The sequence below is a fragment of the Nocardia sp. NPDC004722 genome, assembly GCF_053601505.1.
The window spans coordinates 1-18,541 of the sequence record NZ_JBSGBY010000094.1 but is presented as its reverse complement, the minus strand read 5'-3'; the positions used below and the strand labels follow the sequence as shown (position 1 = coordinate 18,541).

The following is an 18,541-nucleotide window of genomic DNA, read 5'->3' as shown; positions in this document are numbered from 1 at the left end:
GATCACGGCGGTGTGCCTGGCGGTCGCCGGTGACGCCGCGGCCGTGGTGGCGCTGCAACCGCCGGACACGCTGGCGGCCTTCGGCTGGGTGCTGGGCCTGAGCCTGCTCGCGGCGGCCGCCGGTATCGGGGCTCGGCGCTGGCGCGATCTGGCCGACCTGCTGCCGATCGCCGTGCCGGACTGGGTGATCGCGGGTTTCCGGGTCGGTGTGACGGCGGTGGCGCGGCTGCTGGCGGTGGCGGTGGTGCTGACCGTGGTGTCGGTGCTGGTGCACTGGTCCCGCATCGGCGACACCTACCGGGCGGCCGACGGGAGTGTTTCCGGCGCACTGGGATTGACGCTGCTGTCGCTGGCCTACCTGCCGAATGTGGCGGTGGACGCGGTGAGCCTGCTGGTCGGCGGGCAGGTGCACATCGGGGCGGGACTGCTGAGCCTGTTCCGGATCGACGGCGCGGCGGTGCCCGCGGTGCCGGTGACGGCGGCGGTGCCGTCGGGCCCGGTGGCGCTGTGGTGGCTGGGCCTGCTGGTGGTGCCCGCGGCGGTCGGCGTGCTGTCGGGGCTGGAATGCGGTCGGACATCACGGGATCGGGCGAGCGCGCCCTGGGCGACGCTGACGGCCGCGGGGGTCGCGGCCGTCCTGATCGCGCTGCTGGGCGTGGCGGCCGGGGGCGACCTGGGCACCTTCGGGCGCATCGCGCCCGCGGTGTCGGCGGCGGTGCTGGTCTTCGGCTGGCTGGCCCTGCCCGGCTACGTCGGCATGCTTGCCGCGCGCTGGTTCGGCGGCCCGGCCCCGGCGCTCACCTACGACGAGTACGAGGACGAGTACTACGACGACGAGGACGAGTACTACTACGCCGACGACGACTACGACGACGAGTACGAATACGACGACTACGACGAGGAATTCGACGACGAGGACGACCCGGCCGCCGAGGCCGCGTCCGAGGCCGCCGAAACCGGTGGCTGGTACGACGAATCCGATCACGACGACGCGCTCGACGCCGAACTCGTCGACGACCAGGACGACCCCGCACCCGCTGTGAAATCGGCCGAGAACCCCGACATCGTGGACGCCGAAGTGGTAGAGGGAGACCTGCCGGACAAGTAGCAATCGGGCGATAGTTACTCTTAGGCGTGTCCACGCCCGCCCGTCTGCTGCCGCCGACAGCGCCCGCGACCATTGTCGTGCTGGCCTCCGGCACCGGATCTCTCCTCCGTTCCCTGCTGGAAGCGACTCGGCAGCCGGGCTATCCGGCCGAGGTGATCGCGGTCGGGGTGGATCGCGATTGCGCGGCCACCGCGCACGCCGAGGCGTTCGACGTCTCCTCCTTCAAGGTGGCGTTGGGTGATTTCGCGAACCGCACCGAATGGGATGCGGCGCTGACCGAGATCGTCGACGCCTTCCAGCCGGATCTGGTGGTGTCGGCGGGCTTCATGAAGATCCTCGGTCCCACGTTCATGGACCGGTTCGCCGGTCGCATCATCAATACCCATCCCGCGCTGCTGCCCGCGTTTCCCGGCGCGCACGGGGTGCGGGACGCGCTCGCCTACGGGGTGAAGGTCACGGGTTCGACCGTGCACCTGGTCGATTCGGGCGTCGACACCGGGCCGATCCTGGCGCAGGAGGCGGTCGCGGTGCTCCCCGAGGACGACGAGGACACCCTGCACGAGCGCATCAAGGTTGTGGAGCGTCGGTTGCTGGCGGAGGTCGTCGCCGCCGTCGCTACCCGAGGCATTGTCTCCGATGGACGAAAGGCAGTTATTCCAGATGAGCGAGTTCTCCGGTGAGTGAACGCAAGCCGATCAAGCGGGCACTGGTCAGCGTCTACGACAAGAGTGGCCTGATCGAACTGGCCACGGGCCTGCATCAGGCCGGTGTGGAGCTGGTGTCGACCGGTTCCACCGCCAACAAGATCGCCGAGGCCGGTATCCCGGTCACCAAGGTCGAGGACCTGACCGGTTTCCCGGAAACCCTGGACGGTCGCGTCAAGACCCTGCACCCGCGCGTGCACGCGGGCATCCTGGCCGACACCCGTAAGGAAGAGCACGTCGACCAGCTCGTCGAGCTCGGGGTCGAGGCGTTCCAGCTGGTCGTGGTGAACCTCTACCCGTTCACCCAGACCGTGGCGTCGGGCGCGAGCATCGACGAGTGCGTCGAGCAGATCGACATCGGCGGCCCGTCCATGGTGCGCGCCGCCGCCAAGAACCACCCGTCGGTCGCCGTGGTCGTGAACACCGGTGACTACGCCGAGGTGATCGCGGCCGTGCAGCAGGGCGGTTTCACCCTGCCGCAGCGGACCGCGTTGGCGGCCAAGGCTTTCCAGCACACCGCCACCTACGATGTGGCGGTCGCCAGCTGGATGACCAATGTGGCGGTTCCGGCCGCCGCGCCGGAATCCGATGCGGCGCAGCAGTTCCCGGCCTGGATCGGCGCGACCTGGAATCGCGAGAACGTGCTGCGCTACGGCGAGAACCCGCATCAGGGCGCGGCGCTCTACGTCAACGAGGCCGGTCCGGCCGGGCTGGCGCAGGCGAAGCAGTTGCACGGCAAGGAGATGTCGTACAACAACTACACCGACGCCGACGCCGCCTGGCGGGCCGCCTACGACTTCGACGCGCCCGCCGTCGCCGTCATCAAGCACGCCAACCCGTGTGGCATCGCGGTCGGCGCGGATATCGCGGAGGCGCACCGCAAGGCGCACGCCACCGACCCGGTCTCCGCGTACGGCGGCGTGATCGCGGCCAACCGTGAGGTCTCCGTCGAGATGGCCGAGCAGGTCGCCGACATCTTCACCGAGGTCATCGTGGCCCCGTCCTACGCCAATGGCGCGGTGGAGGTGCTGCAGCGCAAGAAGAACGTGCGCGTGCTGGTGGCCGAGCCCGCCCAGCGCAAGGGCGCGGAGCTGCGTCCGGTCAGCGGCGGCGTGCTGCTTCAGGACCGCGACATCCTCGACGCCGACGGTGACAGCGCCGCCAACTGGACCCTCGCCGCCGGTGAGGCCGCCGACGAGGACACCCTGCGCGATCTCGAATTCGCTTGGCGCGCTTGCCGGGCCGTGAAGTCCAACGCCATCCTGCTGGCGGACGGCGGCGCGGCCGTCGGTGTCGGCATGGGCCAGGTCAACCGGGTCGACTCCTGCAAGCTGGCCGTGGAGCGGGCCGGTGACCGGGCCAAGGGTTCCGTCGCGGCCTCTGACGCGTTCTTCCCGTTCTCCGACGGCCCGCAGATCCTGGTGGCCGCGGGCGTGCGCGCGATCGTGCACCCGGGCGGTTCGATTCGCGACAAGGACACCATCGAGCTGTGCCGTGAGGCCGGGGTGACCCTGTACCTGACAGGGTCGCGTCACTTCGCGCACTGAGCGAGACCCCTTGGGGGTGAATGAATTCGGGGCCGGTGCGCAGGTGCGCACCGGCCCCGCTCGTTGGTATCTACCCGGCGCTCAATACTTTTCGATCACCCAGCGGCGATTTCAACTGGACTTCCAGCGTGCCGAAGACGGCGATCATGGTGCACATCTTGCCGACCGCGCTGGGCAGGGTGCCGGACTTCAGCGCGACGGTCACGGTCGAGGAGGTCTCGGTGACGGTGGCGTCGACGCCGTAGCATTCCGGCGAGCCGGTCTGGAAGTTCACCGCGATCTTGTCGGGGGCGACGCGGGTCCAGCTGTCGAACGGAATGGTGTGCGGGCTGACGATGGTGGGGTCGGCCGTGAAGGCGCGCCCGATTTGCCCGTTAGGTGCCTCGGTGGGCGTATTCGTGGTCGTGCTGGCAGCGCTGCTGCTGGATTTCGATTGGTCGCCACTGTTTTCCGAGCTCCCGCATGCGGTGAGGGTCAGCAAGATCAGGGCGGCCGCGGTGGCGGCGAACAGGCGGCGTCCCCGGGTCCGGTACATGGCTGACACCCTAATGTCCCGCGACCGTACGGCCGGTTCCGAGCGCGCGTTTCGACCCGCTGGCGAATTTCCGGCGAAGACACGCCGAAATCTACGCAGAACCGGCGCGTAACAGTGCGGTGACCGGCGAAGGATGGCTAACCTTGTCCCAGATGTGCGAATGCAGTTCCGCGCCATCGACTTATCTCATGATCTCCCCCCTCCCGAAAGGACGCACCGTGGGCGACTCGTTGAAGGTCGGCGAAGAACTCGGTCGTGGAGAGTCGCTGCAAGGCGGCGCCTACACCCTGACTCTGCAAGATGATGGCAACCTGGTGCTGACCGACCCGACCGGCAAGGTCGAGTGGGCTTCCGCCACCAATGGTCAGGGCGTCGTCCGGGCCACCCTGCAAGACGACGGCAACTTCGTCCTCTACAAGGAGGACGGCGCCGCCTGGTCCACCGAGACCAACGGCAAGAGCGCGGACCGCCTGGTGGTTCAGGCCGACCGCAATATCGTGCTCTACGGTTCCGACGGCTCCGCGCTGTGGAACTCGGAGACCAACACCGACAACCCGCTGCCCGCCCCGGAGCCGGTCCAGACCCAGGCCGCCGCGGTCGAAGAGGTCCCCCCGCCGCCGCCCGCCGCCCAGACCTACACGGTCGAGCCGGGCGACACCCTGTGGGCCATCGCCGAGCGCTTCTACGGCGACGGCAACCGCTACCAGGAGATCGCCAACGCCTCGGGCATCAGCAACCCGGACGCCATCGACGTCGGCCAGGTCCTGACCATCCCGTAAGTCTCACGGCTTCGCCGCGAACAAAAATGACGGCCCCCGAGTGCAAATGCACTCGGGGGCCGCATGTTTGGGATGGATGGAGACCCGCCGCCGGGATTTCAACGACAACCCAGGGAGATTCGGCCCACCCCGCTCTGGGGGGAGCCGCCGAGAAGTTCGGTCTGCCCCGGGTGTGCCGGGTTTTGGGAACCCTCGGGAGTTCGGTCTGCCCCGGGTGTGCCGGGTCTTGGGAACCCTTGGGAGTTCGGTCCTTCGCGGTGGGGTTTCAGGGGGAACCCCTGAGAGTTACGAGAGTTGTTTCAACTCTTGGGATTTCATCCCGCCGAGTTAGCGGCTCGTGAACGGCAGCAAGGCCATCTCTCGGGCATTCTTCACCGCCACGGCGACCTGCCGCTGCTGTTGCGGGGTCAGGCCGGTGACCCGACGGGAGCGGATCTTGCCGCGGTCGGAGATGAACGTGCGGAGCAGGTTCACATCCTTGTAGTCGACGGTCTCGATACCGGCCGCGATCAGGGGGTTCTTCTTGGGGCGGCGGGCCTGCTCGGCGCGGACCTTCTTCGACGGTGCTCGCTTCACTGCCATGTCAGCGGTTCCTCACTCACGAATGTGGATGCTCTACCAACTCGATTTGTGCACACCGGGCAGCTCTCCCCGATGGGCCATCGCGCGTACCCGCACACGCGAGAGGCCGAACTTCCGGAGATGACCACGCGGGCGTCCGTCCGCGGCGTCCCGATTGCGCAATCGTACCGGACTGGCGTCGCGGGGCATTTTCGCGAGGGCGGCCTGCGCGGCGATGCGGTCGGCATCGTCGCTGGTCGGCTTGCGGATGATCTCCTTGAGCTCGGCCCGCCGCTCGGCGTAGCGGGCCACGATCTGTTTGCGCTCTTCGTTTTTGACGATCTTCGATTTCTTCGCCATGCCTACGGGTCCTCTCGGAGGGTCAGCGTTCCTCGCGGAAATCGACGTGCTTGCGCGCGACCGGGTCGTACTTCTTGAGCACCATCCGGTCGGGATCGTTGCGCCGGTTCTTGCGGGTGACATAGGTGTAACCCGTTCCGGCGGTGGACTTCAGCTTGATGACGGGCCGGATATCGGTCGACTTCGAGGCCATTGCTTTCCTTTCAGATCTTCTCGCCGCGCGCCCGCAGGCGGGTCACGACGGCTTCGATCCCATCGCGATCGATGGTCTTGATGCCCTTGGCGGAGACGGTCAGCGTGATGCGCCGCCCCTCGCTGGGCAGGTAGTAGGTCTTGCGCTGGATGTTGGGGTCCCAGCGCCGGTTGGTCCGCTTGTGCGAGTGCGATACGGACTTGCCGAAGCCCGGCTTGCGGCCGATGACCTGGCAGATGGCCGACATGGGCACTCCCTCCTGGGGTTACATGTTCATGACAATCGTTTTCGACAACGAACTTATTCCAAGGTACATTGACTCCCCAGTAATTGAAAATCATTGTCGAAAGGGGACGCGGTGTCGTTCCAACGCAAGCCTGTGCTCGTCCTCGCCGGACTCCCCGGGCGCGCCGCCGACGGTGTGGATCGGGCGGCCCGCCTGCTCGGGGCCGAGCCCGGCACCGTCGTGGTCCGCCATGATCTGAGCGCACTGCGCCAGGGCGTGGTGCGCCGCAGCGTCCGCCTCGGCGGCCGCGAAACCGTCACCGTGCTGGAGCTCGCGCACGGCTGCGTCTCCTGCACGCTGCGCGCCGACCTGCTGCCCTACCTGTGCCTGCTCGCCGAGCGGGATTCGGTGCGGCGCATCGTGCTCGCGCTCGACCCGGCCTTCGAGGCGGAAGCGGTGTGCCAGGCCATCACCGACGTGGTGGTCACCGGCGTCGTCGGCCGGGTGGACGGTCCGGCCGTGCGCAGCGTGCGCATCGAGACCGTGCTCACCTGCGTCGACGCCCGCGACTGGCTGGCCGACGCCACCGGCGACGAGACCCTCGCCGAGCGCGGCCACGCCACCGCCGAGGATGAGCGCACCATCGCGCAGCTGGCCGTCGGCCAGGCCGAATTCGCCGACGCCCTGGTGGTTTTCGACGGTGGGGCCGAGCTGTGGGATCGCGAGCGGACGGCCGCCGTGTTGGCTCGCCTCACCCCGCGCGCCCCGGTCGCCTGGATCCACGGCCCGGACGCCCTGGACGCGGACGACCTGACCTGGCTGCTGCGTCGGGTGCCCGAGGACGCCCGCCGCGGCGCGCCCTTCGATCCGCACGCCCCGCTGCTGGCCGGGCAACCGCCGCTGACCCCGGATTGCGGTGTGACACTGCTGGAATTCGCCACCGATCGCCCCTTTCATCCCGACCGCCTGCACTCGGCCATCGACGTGCTGCTGGACGGCGTGGTGAGCGCCCGCGGCCGGGTATGGCTGGCCACTCAGCCGGATGAGGTGGTGTGGCTGGAGTCCGCCGGTGGCGGCCTGCGGGTCGGCGGCGCGGGAAAGTGGCTGGCCGCCATGACCTCCCGGGAACTCGACGAAGCCGACGCGGAAGGCGACCGCCGCTGGCGGGAACGCCGCGCCATGGCCTGGCTGCGCTGGCGCGAGGAGTTCGGCGACCGGCACACCTCGCTGGTGATCCTGGTCGCCGACGCCGATGCCGACGAGATCCGCCACGCCCTGCACTGGGCGCTGGTGGACGAGGACGAACTGCGGCAGGTGCGCTTCGCGCCCGAGCGGGTCGCGCTGTGGGCGGACCCGTTCGGCGATCAGCACGAAGAGCCGTGCGACACCACCAGATCCGCGACCGCCGGGGACGGCGCTACCCGCAACAACGAAAGGTGAAGTGATGAAACAGGGAATCCATCCCGCCTACCATCCGGTGGTCTTCCAGGATGTGAGCACCGGCAAGTGCTTCCTGACCCGTTCCACCGCGGTCTCCACCCGCACCATCGAATGGACGGACGGCAATACCTATCCGCTGCTGGTGGTCGACGTGACCTCGGATTCGCATCCGTTCTGGACCGGCACCCAGCGCATGCTCGATACCGCGGGCCGGGTGGAGAAGTTCGAGCGCCGCTACGGCAAACGCGTTCGTGGCGGCAGCAATTCGACGACCGACAAGGAGAACTGACCATGGCCGTACCGAAGCGGAGAATGTCGCGCGCCAATACCCGCGCCCGCCGCTCGCAGTGGAAGGCCACTGCGCCAGACCTGATTCCGGTCAAGGTCGGGGGAGTGGAGTACATGATCCCGCGTCGGCTCGCGCGCGCGGTGCAGCTGGGTCTGCTCGACCCGAGCGCGCTCTGATCCGGTATCCGGGCGCTCGGAATCCCGTTCGAGCGGGGGTTCGGGGGCAGCGCCCCCGAACCCTCTCTCAGTGGGGGTCTGGGGGCGTAGCCCCCAGGGAATCAGCCTTCCTTGGCCGCGAGATCCACCAGGGTAGCGGCGAGCCGGAAGTACTTGTTCTTGCCGAGGTCGGCAATCGTCTTCACGCCGAGCGCCTCGAGCAGTTGGGCGTCGTGCTTCTCGGTGAGTCCGGCGAGCGCCGAGGGCGGCGCGGCCAGGAGTTCATCGACGGTCTTGGTCTCATAGGCCTTGTCGAGAGCTTTGTCGAGTACCACGCTGACGGCCACGAGGGCCTCCTTCATCTGGAACTGAGCAAGAGATCGGACGACGCCGACAATAACCCCGAAGTTGCTGTCCCACCAGAGATCTGCCCGAGTGTTGCGGATCGGTGAACCGGACGTCCCATTGTTTCGAGAGTGCGAAAAAGTCTTCCTAAAGTTGTGAACTCGTGGCCTGGCGGCGGTATCCTCGTGCCTTGAGGGCGGGTTCTTCTGATTACAGAAGAACCCGCTCATCGCCACTTCAGGGCCAGTTCAGAGGCTGTTTCGCCGCTCGTTGCCGAGTCGTGGGAGCCGCCCGCCCCGTCGGAGAAAATCCGACAAATCGACCAATCTAGTTGCCGGATGCGGGTTTCGGCGGCGCAGCTACCGGAGCTTGTCCGCTTTCGCCGTTCTTGCCCGAATCGCCGGTGGGTCCGGTGCCCCATCCCGGCAACGGCACACCCGGCAGCAACTGCTCGAGTTTTGCCAGCTGATCGGCGACCGCGCCGGCCGGGCCCTCCACCAGCGAGAAGGGGAACGGCCAGTGCCGCTGGGTGGACGCCCGGGCCAGCTCGGCCCGCAGTTCGGCGGTCGTGGCCTCCAGATCGCTGATCTCGGTGCGCAGTTCATTGATCTCGGTGAGCGCCGCCGCCAGCCCGTCCACGACCGTCCGATGGTGGCCCTGGGCGTCGGTGCCCAGTTGCGGCCAGCCGCTGAGTCCGGGACCGCGCAACTGGATCTGGATATCGCGCAACACTTCGTCTTGTTCGGGTGTCAAGTCGGGTTCCTCCGTGTTCACATCCCACTGACCGAAATCTGCCCGGTCGGTTTGATTCACATCGCACTGCACGCCGTCGACCGTCACCTGCTCGCCGGTCTGGAAGATCGCGATGCGCGGATCCACATTGCCGCCCGACCAGGCCACGGTCTGCCACGCCCAGGTGGCGGTACCGGCGTCCAAGGCCCGGCTCACCGGCCAATATCCGCCGTAGATACCGACATTCGCGCGGCCCAGCACCTCGGCCGCGCCGTTGAGGTAGTCGTTGATCGGCACCTGCTGCTGCGGGGTGGCGTCGAAGTCGGCGGAGAAGTAGATCGGCCGATCCGCTCGCCCGCCGCAGCGCAGCACCTGCGCCAGCGCCGAATGGGCGTCCGTCACGCCCGCGCCGTAGCCGTCCAGCATCCGGGCGGCCGTGGTCTCCCAGTTGGAAACGATCGAAATATCGTGTGCGCGCAGGTCGTCCGCTTCGGCGGGAGTGAGAAGTTTGCCCGGTAGGGTGGGCCCGCCATCGGACAGATACCGGACGACGAAGTCGTATCCGGCCGCGCGAATGGCACTGGGAGCGGGCCGACCTGCGGCGTAGTCCAGCCCGAAACGCATGCTACCCACTGTAATTCGCCCGACACGCCCGGTGTGAGCCATTTCGAAAGTCCGAACGGGGACACCGCCGAACTCCCGCGACCACCCGGGTGGAGTGGTTGACTGGGGCTACTTGTGAGCTGCGTCACTGATTGTTCAGAAACGGAGATGTGGGATGCCTGTACGCAATGAGGCTTGGCCGCCCGGAACACCGTGTTGGGTCGACTGCCAGGTCGATGATCCGGTCAAGGCCGGGGAGTTCTACGGGGAGCTGTTCGGGTGGGATCTGCAAGGGGGAGGGGAGGATTCCGGTGGCTACCTCATGGCACTACGGGACGGGCAAGCCGTCGCCGGGATCGGGCCCAAGCCGGAGGTGGGGGTGCCGTCGGTGTGGACCACGTATTTCGCGGTGGCGGACGCGGACAGGAGCGCCGAGCAGGTGACCGCGGCCGGTGGCACGCTGCTGGTCCCGGCGTTCGACGTGATGGAGTTCGGCCGCATGTTCGTGGCCGCCGACGCCTCGGGCGCGGCCTTCGCGGTGTGGGAGGCGCGGGCGCACGACGGTGCCGCCGTGTACAACGAGCACGGTTCCTACGTCTGGAACGATCTGCACACCGGCGATCTGGATGCCGCGAAGCGCTTCTACGGCGAGGTCTTCGGCTTCGCCTTCACCGAATTCGGCGGTGAGAACATGCGATACGCCACCTTCACCCCGCCGGGCGGCGACGAGGCGGTGGGCGGCATCAACGATGACAGTGTGAACGGCGTCGCCGCCGCCCAGCCGTACTGGCTGGCCTGGTTCCAGTTCCAGGACATCGACGCCGGGCTGACCCGGGCCGTCGAGCTGGGCGCGACGGTGCTCATGTCCGCCACCGACGGCCCGTTCGGGCGGATGGCCATCATGGCCGCGCCGCAAGGGGAACTGTTCGGTCTGCTCGATCCCACGACGTCCGTGGCTGTCGCCGACTGAGATTCAGCGTCGGCCGTTGTAGGCCGCGGCCTGCTGCGAGGCCGCCTGCAGCGAGGTGCTGTGCAGGGTCGGGGCGGCCGGCGGTTCGGGGGGCGCGATCGGAGCCCGCGCCTCCCGGCGGTCCGGCGCGACCAGGATGGCCGTGATCGGAATCGCCAGCGACAGTGTGCCGACGATGAAGAACGGCACGAAGAAGTTGAACAGCACATTGCCCTGCGGCTGCGCCTGGGCCGGATCCAGATGCACCTGCAGCCCGGTCAGCCCGGCATAGTGCATGCCGGTCACCAGGACCGCGTAGACCAGCGCACCGAGCAGCACCAGCGGCACCGACGACACCCACAGGCTGAACCAGAGGGTCAGCGCCGAGAGCACGAACGCGATCACGTACACCGCGACCGTGGACACCAGTGATTGGTCCACGGTGCCCTGGATGCGAATCGCGTTCAACAGCAACTGATGTACGCCGCCGAAGCCGACGGCCATCAACGCCGCGCCGACCAGCAGCCGCCACCACACCAGCCGTTTGCCGTTGAGCACCATGGCGATCAGCACGGTGGTCGCCGCGACCACCGAGAACAGCGTGATCGACAGGTTGTCGTAGCGCAGTTGGCTGCCCTTCACGTCGAAGCCCAGCATCGACACGAAGATCGGCATCGCCACCCCGACGCCGCCGATGGAGATGGACGCCACGAACAGCCACACCAGTCGGAACTTCTGTGTGACCGACTTGGTCGACTGGCGAATGCAGGCCAGTCCGCACGCCGCGCCCGCGAAGGACACGATCAGCGCCAGCACGATGACCCAGTAGCCCATCGAGAAATAGATCATCAGGTTCCCCCTAACCCTGAGCGGCGTTTTCGCGCTGCGCCGCCATCAGCCTTTCGATCGCGTATTCGGTGACGGCGGCCAGTGACCGGCGGACCTCCACCGGATCGCGCGCGTCGATGTCCACGATCGGAACGCCGTCGCGCACGCTCAGCGCCTCACGCAGTTCGGCGACGGGGAAGCGCGGCGCGTCCGGAAAACGGTTGACCGCGATCAGGAACGGCAGCGACTTGGCCTCGAAGAAGTCCACCGCCGCGAAGCTGTCCTCGATGCGGCGGGTGTCGACCAGCACCACCGCGCCGATGGCGCCCTTGATGAGGTCGTCCCACATGAACCAGAACCGCCGCTGCCCGGGCGTGCCGAACAGGTACAGCACCAGGTTGCCGGGCAGGATGATGCGCCCGAAATCCATGGCCACCGTGGTGGTTTCCTTGCCCGGCGTGGCGGCGAGGTCGTCGACCCCGTCGGAGTAGCCGGTCACCATGGCCTCGGTGCGCAGCGGCACGATCTCCGAGACCGCGCCCACGAAAGTGGTCTTGCCCGCGCCGAATCCGCCCGCGACCACGATCTTGGTCGAGGCGGTGCGGGACTCGTCGCCCGGTCGCGGCGGGATGGCGAACTGCCCGGTCGTGTACGCCGGAACCTGTCCGGTGGTGTACGCCGGAACCTGCCCGGTCGTGTACGCGGGGGCCCCGTGCGGGCCGCCCGGGTACCCTCCGCGGTTAAAGGGCGCGGAGTCCATGCAGGGTCCTCTCCATCAGGGATCGCCGCTCGTCGAAGGTCGCCTGATCGCTCAGGGTCGAATGCACGCGCAGGGTTCCGGCGACGACGAGATCGCCGATCACGACCCGGATCATGCCCAGCGGCCGTCCCAGGTGCGCGGCGATCTCGGCCACCGAGAGCCGCGCGGTGCCGAGTCGCAAGATCTCGGTGCGCACGTCACCGGCGGGCCAATCGAAATGTGCGGTGTAGGACAGCGTTTCGACGACCGCCTCGAGCGGCAGATCCACCGCCGGCTCGGTGCGGCCGCTGGTCAGAGCGTAGGGACGAACACGTGTGGTCGGTGGCCGGTTACCGCCACCGCCAAGGGGATTGGTCATGGGCGGCTCATCTAGGAGGCTGTGCGGGCGGTGGCCGAGACCACGGACCCGACCCGGTCGACGAGTAGGGCCATCTCGTAGCCGATGCGGCCGATGTCGTGCTGCTTGTTGGCCAGCACCGCCAGGTGCGAGCCATTGCCGACGCTCATGACCAGCAGGTAGCCGCGCTGCATCTCCACGATGGACTGCATCACCTTGCCGCCCTCGAAAAGCTGTGCGGCGCCGGCGGACAGGCTGGCCAGACCGGCGGTCACCGCGGCCAGCTGCTCGCCGCGATCGGACGGCAGGTGCGGGCTGGTGGCCTGGAGCAGACCGTCCGCGGAGACCAGCACGGCGTGCGAGACGCCGGGCACCTCCCGGGTGAAGCGAGTGACCAACCAGTTGAGGTTCTCATCCGTGGTGGTGCTCTGGGTGTCGGTCATGCATACCCTCCGTCGTTGTACTGGGAGTCTGCCCGTCCGGAACGGACGCCGCTGAGATGCCTGCTCAGGCTGTTGCGGATCTCGTCCGGATTGCGGCCTTCGCCGTCGTCCTCCTGGGCGACGGCGCCGGGCACCAACTGGGCGCCGGGCTGCCGGATCGGCAGCCCACCCTGGGTGCGGCTACTGGTGGTCGGATTGGCCGCCTCCTCGGCGGCGGCCCAGCCGGCGTCCGATCTCGACGACCAGCCCGCGCTGTCGTATTCGGCCCCGTCCTGTCCGGCGCTCGCCGGTCCGCTGTCCGGTGCCGGGGCGGCCGGTTCCACCAGCCACTCCGAGACCATGCGCTGGAAGATCGGGGTCGGTGCGGCCCCGTTGCCGCGAATGCCGTTGGCGGCGTTGCCATTGGCCGGGGTGCCGTTGACCGGGCTGCCGTCGGCGGCGTCGCCGTTGGCGGAGCCGCCGTCGACCGAGCCGCTGACTGCCGGGATGCCGACGGCCGGAATGCCGTTGGGCGGGGTGGCGACGTCGGCCGGGATACTGCGGGTGGCCGGGCCGAACGGACCGACCACATAGCCGTTCTCGCTCGGCCGGGCCACGGGGTGCTCGCCGGTGCCGAACGCGCTGTAGCCGTTGCCGAACGAACTGCCGGCGCTCTCCGCCTCGGCGCTGAACACGTACCCGGAGTCGGTGCCGCTCGCGGTGATGTCGTTGCCGCCCGAGGTGATCGGCGTGAGCGGTTCGGGCTCCGGCGCGGTCTCCGATGTCGCCTCACCCCAGAAGTCCAGCTCGGCGGGGGCAGGCGCGGCCTCGGATTCCGGCCGCAACGCCGTCACGCCGTAGGCGCGGGCCTCGTCCGGTGCCGTGTACACGTCGGTGAAGCCGTCGGAGAAGCGATCCTGGGACTGCTGTTCGCGCCGCGCCAGCGCGGGCAGAACCGGCTGTTCCCCGGTGTCCGGGCCCGGCTTGCGCTGCGGCAGGCCGGAACTGGTGGTCGCGAAGCGCCCGGTGTTGGTGGCCGCCGCCGGAGTCGGCTGAGCCGGTTCGGGCGGATTCGGCACGGGCGTCAGCCGCGGCGTCGTGGTCATCGGCGGTGCGGTGATCACCGGCTGCGGCGCCGAGTTCGGCCCCGCGGGCATGCCGACCGGTGCGAAAGGCATCGGTCCCGAACCCATTCCGGCGGGCATCGGGATCGGACCCGAGGCCAGCGCGGCCGGGGGCACCGGCAGCGCCGACGGCACCGCGTACTGCCCGGTGGGGTCGCCGCCGCGTTCCGGCGCGGGTGAGACCAGGCTGCCCGGCAGGTGCACGCTGGCGGTGATGCCCGGCTGCTGCACCATGGCCGAGGTGCGGCGCAGGCTGACGGTGATGTTGTGCCGCTTGGCCAGCCGGCCGACAACGAAAAGACCCATGCGGCGGGCGGTCTCGACATTGACCTCGCCACCGGAGGCCAGGCGGTCGTTGATGCCCTGCAGGTCCTCGGCGTTCATGCCGAGGCCGCGGTCGGTGATCTCGATGAGGTAGCCGCCGTCCACCGCGCGCGCCACCGACACGGCGACCGGGGTGGTGGGCGGCGAGTAGCGCAGCGCGTTGTCGATCAGCTCGGCCAGCAGGTGCTCGATGTCGACGGCGGGTTCACCGGCGACGATGCCGTCGGGCACGGTGCCGATCTCGACGCGCTGGTAGTCCTCCACCTGGGAGACCGAGGACCACAGCATGTCCGACAGCGGCACCGGCGCGAGATGGCCACGGCGCAGCGCGGTTCCGGCCAGCACCAGCAGGTTGTCGCCGTTGCGGCGCATGCGGGTGGCGAGGTGGTCGAGGCGGAACAGCGACTGCAGCCGCTCGGAGTCGTCCTCGTCGCGCTCGAGTTCCTCGATCAGGCTCAGCTGCTGCTCGACGAGGGATTGGCTACGGCGGGAAAGGGTCTCGAACATGTTGCCGATCTGCAGGCGCAGGCGCGCCTGTTCGGCGGCCAGGTGCAGCGCCTGGGCGTGGATGTCGTCGACGGCGCGGGCCAGCTGCCCGATCTCCTCGGTGGTGTGCACGTCGACCGGGCTGATCTCGGGGGTCGCGCCGCCGGCGCGCACCACCTCGAGCTCCTGCGGCAGGTCGATGTGGGCCACCTGCAGCGCATCTCGCCGCAGGCGGCGGACCGGCACGACCAGCGAGCGGGCCACCACCAGCGCGAGCGCCAGACCGGCCAGCAGCATCCCGATCACGATCGAGGTGTCGCGCAGCACGTTGTTGCGGGCCTCGGTGGTGAGCTGGGACAGCTTGCCGTCCATGGAGTTCGCGACGCCGCTGGTTTCCTTGTCGTAGGCGTCGGCGCTGCTGCGCAGCGAATCCTGCATGGCGGGCAGGGTGCCCGCGTCGGGCACGTTCTGCATCAGGATGCCGACGCGGGTGCCGGCGTTGTCCTTGAGCGTGTTGGCGTTCACCGCCGCCTCGGGCGCCAGCCCGCGGTACACCTCGATCATGGTGATCTCGGCGCCGATGGCGGTGAGCAGCTTGGTGCGCAGCGCCGGGTTGTTGCCCGCGCCCGGCACCGCGAGCATGACCCGCTCCTGGGTGAGCAGGCGCGCGGCGGTCAGCGCCGCGCCGAACTGCAGGAAGGATTGCTGGACGCGGAGGTCGCCGACGGTGGGCGCGTTGGTGAGTGCGTTCTGGGCCCGGGTCTGTACCTCGTCGGCCTGATCGCCGATGGTTTGCGGCGAGCTGGTGCGCAGGCTGTTGCGCATGGTCTTGGCGACCGCGACCGAGGTGCCCAGTTCCTTCACGACACCGGGATCGGCGTTGGAGGACTTGAGCACGGTGTCCAATTCGGCCTGCGCCTGATCGAACTTGGTGGTGGCCGCGTCGAGCGCGGGGTCGGAGTCCTCGTTGCCGCCGGTGATGGCCGCGACCGCGAGTTCATTGGTGGCCGTGACGAATTTGACCGACGAGCGCATGACGTCCATCTGCTCGGTCGCCGCGCTCAGTTTCGAAATGGTCTGCAATTCGCTGTTGATGCGCAGTACCGCGAAGGTCGCGGCGAGGAGCACCGGGAGCACCAGCACGATGCCGACCTTGCGGGTAACGGGCCAGTTGGACAGGCTGAATTGCCACGACCGGGGTGCTGCTTCCATCCCGCTTCCGTTGCCTCCGCTTTTCACGAGTGACCCCCGGGTACGTATGCGGTTGTACGGCTTTGGGGTCGAACCCACGCAGAACCAACTAGAGGTCTTCTTTTACGGCCTGCAACATACCGCGTGAGCTGCGTAACGGCAATTCGGGCGACTCGAAGGTTTAGTTTCCGAATGAGCCCTTCCCGCAACGTTTTTCGCGTCCATTCGGTTGCCATTGCAACCATGTTGCGACGGGCATTCGAAAAACCCGCAGGTCACCTGCTCGAGCCGCTCGGCGTGTCGGAGGGGACCTTCTCAGTCACCTCTCAGTCGCTGTGGGCAGACTGGTTGCCATGCGCATTCTGGTAGTCGACGACGATCGCGCGGTGCGGGAATCGCTGCGTCGTTCGCTCACCTTCAACGGGTACACCGTCGACCTCGCCGTCGACGGTCTGGACGCCTTGGAGAAGACCGCCGGCCAGCGACCCGACGCCCTCGTGCTGGACGTCATGATGCCCCGCCTCGACGGCCTCGAGGTGTGCCGCCGCCTCCGCAGCACCGGCGACGATCTGCCGATTCTGGTGCTCACCGCACGGGATTCGGTCTCCGAGCGGGTCGCGGGCCTGGACGCGGGCGCCGACGACTACCTACCCAAGCCCTTCGCGCTCGAGGAACTGCTCGCCAGATTGCGCGCCCTGCTGCGCCGCACCGCGGGCGATCCGGTCGACCCGGCCTCGGAGGCCATGAGTTTCGCGGACCTCTCGCTGGACCCGGTCACCCGCGAGGTCACCCGCGGCGAGCGCCCGATCAGCCTCACCCGCACCGAGTTCTCGCTGCTGGAAATGCTGATGGCCAACCCGCGCCGGGTGCTCACCCGCAGCCGCATCCTGGAAGAGGTGTGGGGCTACGACTTCCCCACCTCCGGCAACGCCCTCGAGGTGTACATCGGCTACCTGCGCCGCAAGACCGAGGCCGACGGCGAACTCCGTCTCATCCACACCGTGCGCGGCGTCGGCTACGTGCTGCGCGAGACCCCGCCGTAGGAGCCGAGCTCGTGGGTAGAACCGTTCCCCGGCGGCCGGTGGTCGCCGGACTCGGGTCCCGCACGGACACGGCCGAACTGCGGCCGCCGATGCCGTTGACCCGATCGGTGTCACTGCGCTGGCGCGTGACCCTGCTGGCCGCCTCCGTGGTGGCCGTGGCCGTCGCCTTCACCTCCATCGCCGCCTATGCCATGGTGGCGCGTTCGCTGTACGCCGACGTGGACTCGCAGCTGCGGGCCCGCGCCTCGGTGATGATCGACAACAACCTCGACAGCCTCGGCTTCCAGTCGCTGGTGTTCGTCGGGCTGTACACCAGCGATGTCGGTGTGGCGCTGGTCTTCCCGGACCAGTCGCAGTACGTGCCGCCGCAGACCACCCTGCCGCCGATCGGCGATCAGGAGCGCGCGGTGGCCCGCGGCGAGATCGGCTCCTCGCTGCGCACCGTCGGTGATCAGCGGGTGCTGGCGCGGCGCACCCACTCCGGGTCCACCCTGGTGGTCTCGCAGCGGTTGCAGCCCACCAAGGAGGTCCTCGACCGGCTGGCGTGGCTGCTGTTCGTGGTCGGCGGCTGCGGGGTCGTGGTGGCCGCCGCGGCCGGAACCACGGTGGGGCGCACCGGTTTGCGGCCCATCGCCCGGCTCACCGCCGCCACCGAGCGCATCGCCCGCACCGACGACCTCACCCCCATCCCGGTCACCGGCGACGACGAACTCGCCCGGCTCACCGAGAGTTTCAATACGATGCTGCGCGCGCTCGGCGAATCCCGGGAACGGCAGCGCCGATTGGTGGCCGACGCGGGTCATGAGCTGAAGACGCCACTGACGTCTTTGCGCACCAATATGGAATTGCTCATCGCCTCCTCCCGGCCGGGCGCGCCCCGCATCCCGGACGAGGACATGGCCGAACTGCGCTCGGATGTGATGGCGCAGATCGAGGAGTTGTCCACCCTGGTGGGCGATCTGGTGGACCTGGCCCGCGAGGACGCCCCGGAGACCGTCTACGAGCAGATCGACCTCGGCGACGTCGCCGAGCGGGCGCTCGAGCGAGTCCGGCGGCGGCGCACCGGAATCGAATTCGCCGCCGAACTGCGGCCCTGGTTCATCTACGGCGACGAACCCGGCCTGGAACGCGCACTGCTCAACGTGCTCGACAACGCCGCCAAGTGGAGCCCCGAGGGCGCGAAGGTGTTCGTCACCATGCGCGAGAGCGGGCGCGGCCTGCTGGAGTTCGCCGTCGACGACGCCGGGCCCGGCATTCCGCCCGCCGAACGCGAGCTGGTGTTCGAACGCTTCTACCGCACCACCGCCTCGCGTTCCATGCCCGGCTCCGGCCTGGGCCTGGCCATCGTGAAGCAGGTGGTGACCAAACACGGCGGCACCATCAACATCGACACTTCCGACCGTGGCGGCGCTTTGATCCGTATCGTGCTGCCAGGAGAAGGTGCACCACCGCACGCCGTGGTCGCGGACAGCTGAGTTCGACAGCTTCGGACAACTGAAC

General features: G+C 68.6%; 22 protein-coding genes. 10 read left to right on the top strand and 12 right to left on the bottom strand.

What is annotated here, in order from left to right; translation table 11 throughout:
- The 3 genes from ACWELQ_RS12485 to purH all read left to right on the top strand — a co-directional run.
- On the top strand, positions 1–1,108 hold a 1,108-nt coding region (locus ACWELQ_RS12485; RefSeq protein ID WP_452397129.1), incomplete at its 5' end, for a cell division protein PerM.
- A gap of 26 nt (positions 1,109–1,134) precedes the next feature.
- Positions 1,135–1,788, top strand: coding sequence for a phosphoribosylglycinamide formyltransferase (purN, locus tag ACWELQ_RS12480; RefSeq protein WP_452397128.1), 654 nt, complete (start codon positions 1,135–1,137; stop codon positions 1,786–1,788).
- The gene (gene purH, locus ACWELQ_RS12475) at positions 1,785–3,359 is read left to right on the top strand and encodes a bifunctional phosphoribosylaminoimidazolecarboxamide formyltransferase/IMP cyclohydrolase (RefSeq protein ID WP_452397127.1); all 1,575 of its coding nucleotides are present in this window, start codon (positions 1,785–1,787) and stop codon (positions 3,357–3,359) included. Before purN ends, purH begins: the two co-directional genes overlap by 4 nt.
- 70 nt (positions 3,360–3,429) lie before the next feature.
- Here purH and ACWELQ_RS12470 read toward each other — a convergent pair whose 3' ends face one another.
- Positions 3,430–3,894 (bottom strand): hypothetical protein, encoded by a 465-nt coding sequence (locus ACWELQ_RS12470; RefSeq protein WP_452397126.1) that lies wholly within the window; start codon positions 3,892–3,894, stop codon positions 3,430–3,432.
- A gap of 218 nt (positions 3,895–4,112) precedes the next feature.
- Between ACWELQ_RS12470 and ACWELQ_RS12465 the strand changes: the two genes are divergently transcribed.
- Positions 4,113–4,673 carry a LysM peptidoglycan-binding domain-containing protein gene (locus ACWELQ_RS12465; protein WP_452397125.1) on the top strand — a complete coding sequence of 187 codons (561 nt, stop codon included), beginning with the start codon at positions 4,113–4,115 and terminating at the stop codon, positions 4,671–4,673.
- A 327-nt stretch (positions 4,674–5,000) separates the two neighbouring features.
- On the opposite strand, the gene rpsR is transcribed toward ACWELQ_RS12465, so the two are convergent.
- The 4 genes from rpsR to rpmB are packed head-to-tail and all read right to left on the bottom strand — an operon-like array spanning position 5,001 to position 6,034.
- A complete protein-coding gene (gene rpsR, locus ACWELQ_RS12460) occupies positions 5,001–5,255 on the bottom strand; it encodes a 30S ribosomal protein S18 (RefSeq protein WP_011211513.1) in 255 nt (84 codons plus the stop codon).
- A 33-nt stretch (positions 5,256–5,288) separates the two neighbouring features.
- Positions 5,289–5,594 carry a 30S ribosomal protein S14 gene (gene rpsN / locus ACWELQ_RS12455; RefSeq protein WP_379359950.1) on the bottom strand — a complete coding sequence of 102 codons (306 nt, stop codon included), beginning with the start codon at positions 5,592–5,594 and terminating at the stop codon, positions 5,289–5,291.
- Between the two features lie 22 nt (positions 5,595–5,616).
- Entirely contained in the window at positions 5,617–5,787 is a 171-nt protein-coding gene (gene rpmG / locus ACWELQ_RS12450; RefSeq protein WP_452397124.1) for a 50S ribosomal protein L33, read from the bottom strand.
- A 10-nt stretch (positions 5,788–5,797) separates the two neighbouring features.
- Positions 5,798–6,034 (bottom strand): 50S ribosomal protein L28, encoded by a 237-nt coding sequence (rpmB, locus tag ACWELQ_RS12445; RefSeq protein WP_452397123.1) that lies wholly within the window; start codon positions 6,032–6,034, stop codon positions 5,798–5,800.
- Between the two features lie 111 nt (positions 6,035–6,145).
- Here rpmB and mrf point away from each other — a divergent pair, with 111 nt between their 5' ends.
- From mrf to rpmF, 3 genes are read left to right on the top strand one after another with little or no spacing between them, the layout of a single operon-like run.
- Positions 6,146–7,453: a ribosome hibernation factor-recruiting GTPase MRF gene (gene mrf, locus ACWELQ_RS12440; RefSeq protein ID WP_452397122.1), complete on the top strand. Its 1,308-nt coding sequence runs from the start codon at positions 6,146–6,148 to the stop codon at positions 7,451–7,453.
- 4 nt (positions 7,454–7,457) lie between these two features.
- Positions 7,458–7,742 (top strand): type B 50S ribosomal protein L31, encoded by a 285-nt coding sequence (locus tag ACWELQ_RS12435; protein ID WP_452397121.1) that lies wholly within the window; start codon positions 7,458–7,460, stop codon positions 7,740–7,742.
- A gap of 2 nt (positions 7,743–7,744) precedes the next feature.
- A complete protein-coding gene (gene rpmF / locus ACWELQ_RS12430; RefSeq protein ID WP_452397120.1) occupies positions 7,745–7,918 on the top strand; it encodes a 50S ribosomal protein L32 in 174 nt (57 codons plus the stop codon).
- A 101-nt stretch (positions 7,919–8,019) separates the two neighbouring features.
- On the opposite strand, the gene ACWELQ_RS12425 is transcribed toward rpmF, so the two are convergent.
- Both ACWELQ_RS12425 and ACWELQ_RS12420 read right to left on the bottom strand, forming a co-directional pair.
- Positions 8,020–8,244 (bottom strand): hypothetical protein, encoded by a 225-nt coding sequence (locus ACWELQ_RS12425; RefSeq protein ID WP_379359938.1) that lies wholly within the window; start codon positions 8,242–8,244, stop codon positions 8,020–8,022.
- Between the two features lie 325 nt (positions 8,245–8,569).
- Positions 8,570–9,598, bottom strand: a complete 1,029-nt coding sequence (locus ACWELQ_RS12420) for a DUF1906 domain-containing protein (RefSeq protein ID WP_452397119.1) — start codon at positions 9,596–9,598, stop codon at positions 8,570–8,572.
- 154 nt (positions 9,599–9,752) lie between these two features.
- Between ACWELQ_RS12420 and ACWELQ_RS12415 the strand changes: the two genes are divergently transcribed.
- Positions 9,753–10,547 carry a VOC family protein gene (locus ACWELQ_RS12415; RefSeq protein ID WP_452397118.1) on the top strand — a complete coding sequence of 265 codons (795 nt, stop codon included), beginning with the start codon at positions 9,753–9,755 and terminating at the stop codon, positions 10,545–10,547.
- Positions 10,548–10,550: 3 nt separating this feature from the next.
- Here ACWELQ_RS12415 and ACWELQ_RS12410 read toward each other — a convergent pair whose 3' ends face one another.
- From ACWELQ_RS12410 to ACWELQ_RS12390, 5 genes are read right to left on the bottom strand one after another with little or no spacing between them, the layout of a single operon-like run.
- Complete coding sequence (locus tag ACWELQ_RS12410; RefSeq protein ID WP_452397117.1) at positions 10,551–11,375, bottom strand: MHYT domain-containing protein; 825 nt, start codon at positions 11,373–11,375, stop codon at positions 10,551–10,553.
- Positions 11,376–11,385: 10 nt separating this feature from the next.
- Positions 11,386–12,114, bottom strand: coding sequence for a GTP-binding protein (locus ACWELQ_RS12405; protein ID WP_452397116.1), 729 nt, complete (start codon positions 12,112–12,114; stop codon positions 11,386–11,388).
- Entirely contained in the window at positions 12,095–12,472 is a 378-nt protein-coding gene (locus ACWELQ_RS12400; protein ID WP_326306162.1) for a DUF742 domain-containing protein, read from the bottom strand. The genes ACWELQ_RS12405 and ACWELQ_RS12400 overlap by 20 nt, the downstream gene beginning before the upstream one ends.
- 11 nt (positions 12,473–12,483) lie before the next feature.
- Positions 12,484–12,894 (bottom strand): roadblock/LC7 domain-containing protein, encoded by a 411-nt coding sequence (locus ACWELQ_RS12395; protein WP_040812791.1) that lies wholly within the window; start codon positions 12,892–12,894, stop codon positions 12,484–12,486.
- Positions 12,891–16,019: an ATP-binding protein gene (locus ACWELQ_RS12390; RefSeq protein ID WP_452397115.1), complete on the bottom strand. Its 3,129-nt coding sequence runs from the start codon at positions 16,017–16,019 to the stop codon at positions 12,891–12,893. The genes ACWELQ_RS12395 and ACWELQ_RS12390 overlap by 4 nt, the downstream gene beginning before the upstream one ends.
- 332 nt (positions 16,020–16,351) lie before the next feature.
- On the opposite strand from ACWELQ_RS12390, the gene ACWELQ_RS12385 reads away from it, so the two are divergent.
- Entirely contained in the window at positions 16,352–17,041 is a 690-nt protein-coding gene (locus ACWELQ_RS12385; RefSeq protein ID WP_452397114.1) for a response regulator transcription factor, read from the top strand.
- Between the two features lie 89 nt (positions 17,042–17,130).
- Entirely contained in the window at positions 17,131–18,516 is a 1,386-nt protein-coding gene (locus ACWELQ_RS12380) for an ATP-binding protein (RefSeq protein ID WP_452397130.1), read from the top strand.
- Positions 18,517–18,541: the final 25 nt, after the last annotated feature.

Bases quoted from the DNA above. Each gene is read 5' to 3' on its own strand.
- ACWELQ_RS12415 (WP_452397118.1), top strand. From the start codon at position 9,753: ATGCCTGTACGCAATGAGGCTTGGCCGCCCGGAACACCGTGTTGGGTC.
- ACWELQ_RS12410 (WP_452397117.1), bottom strand. From the start codon at position 11,375: ATGATCTATTTCTCGATGGGCTACTGGGTCATCGTGCTGGCGCTGATC.
- ACWELQ_RS12420 (WP_452397119.1), bottom strand. From the start codon at position 9,598: ATGCGTTTCGGGCTGGACTACGCCGCAGGTCGGCCCGCTCCCAGTGCC.
- ACWELQ_RS12395 (WP_040812791.1), bottom strand. From the start codon at position 12,894: ATGACCGACACCCAGAGCACCACCACGGATGAGAACCTCAACTGGTTG.
- rpmB (WP_452397123.1), bottom strand. From the start codon at position 6,034: ATGTCGGCCATCTGCCAGGTCATCGGCCGCAAGCCGGGCTTCGGCAAG.
- rpsN (WP_379359950.1), bottom strand. From the start codon at position 5,594: ATGGCGAAGAAATCGAAGATCGTCAAAAACGAAGAGCGCAAACAGATC.
- ACWELQ_RS12470 (WP_452397126.1), bottom strand. From the start codon at position 3,894: ATGTACCGGACCCGGGGACGCCGCCTGTTCGCCGCCACCGCGGCCGCC.
- rpmG (WP_452397124.1), bottom strand. From the start codon at position 5,787: ATGGCCTCGAAGTCGACCGATATCCGGCCCGTCATCAAGCTGAAGTCC.
- ACWELQ_RS12390 (WP_452397115.1), bottom strand. From the start codon at position 16,019: ATGGAAGCAGCACCCCGGTCGTGGCAATTCAGCCTGTCCAACTGGCCC.
- ACWELQ_RS12435 (WP_452397121.1), top strand. From the start codon at position 7,458: ATGAAACAGGGAATCCATCCCGCCTACCATCCGGTGGTCTTCCAGGAT.
- ACWELQ_RS12400 (WP_326306162.1), bottom strand. From the start codon at position 12,472: ATGACCAATCCCCTTGGCGGTGGCGGTAACCGGCCACCGACCACACGT.
- rpsR (WP_011211513.1), bottom strand. From the start codon at position 5,255: ATGGCAGTGAAGCGAGCACCGTCGAAGAAGGTCCGCGCCGAGCAGGCC.
- ACWELQ_RS12380 (WP_452397130.1), top strand. From the start codon at position 17,131: ATGCCGTTGACCCGATCGGTGTCACTGCGCTGGCGCGTGACCCTGCTG.
- ACWELQ_RS12405 (WP_452397116.1), bottom strand. From the start codon at position 12,114: ATGGACTCCGCGCCCTTTAACCGCGGAGGGTACCCGGGCGGCCCGCAC.
- ACWELQ_RS12385 (WP_452397114.1), top strand. From the start codon at position 16,352: ATGCGCATTCTGGTAGTCGACGACGATCGCGCGGTGCGGGAATCGCTG.
- rpmF (WP_452397120.1), top strand. From the start codon at position 7,745: ATGGCCGTACCGAAGCGGAGAATGTCGCGCGCCAATACCCGCGCCCGC.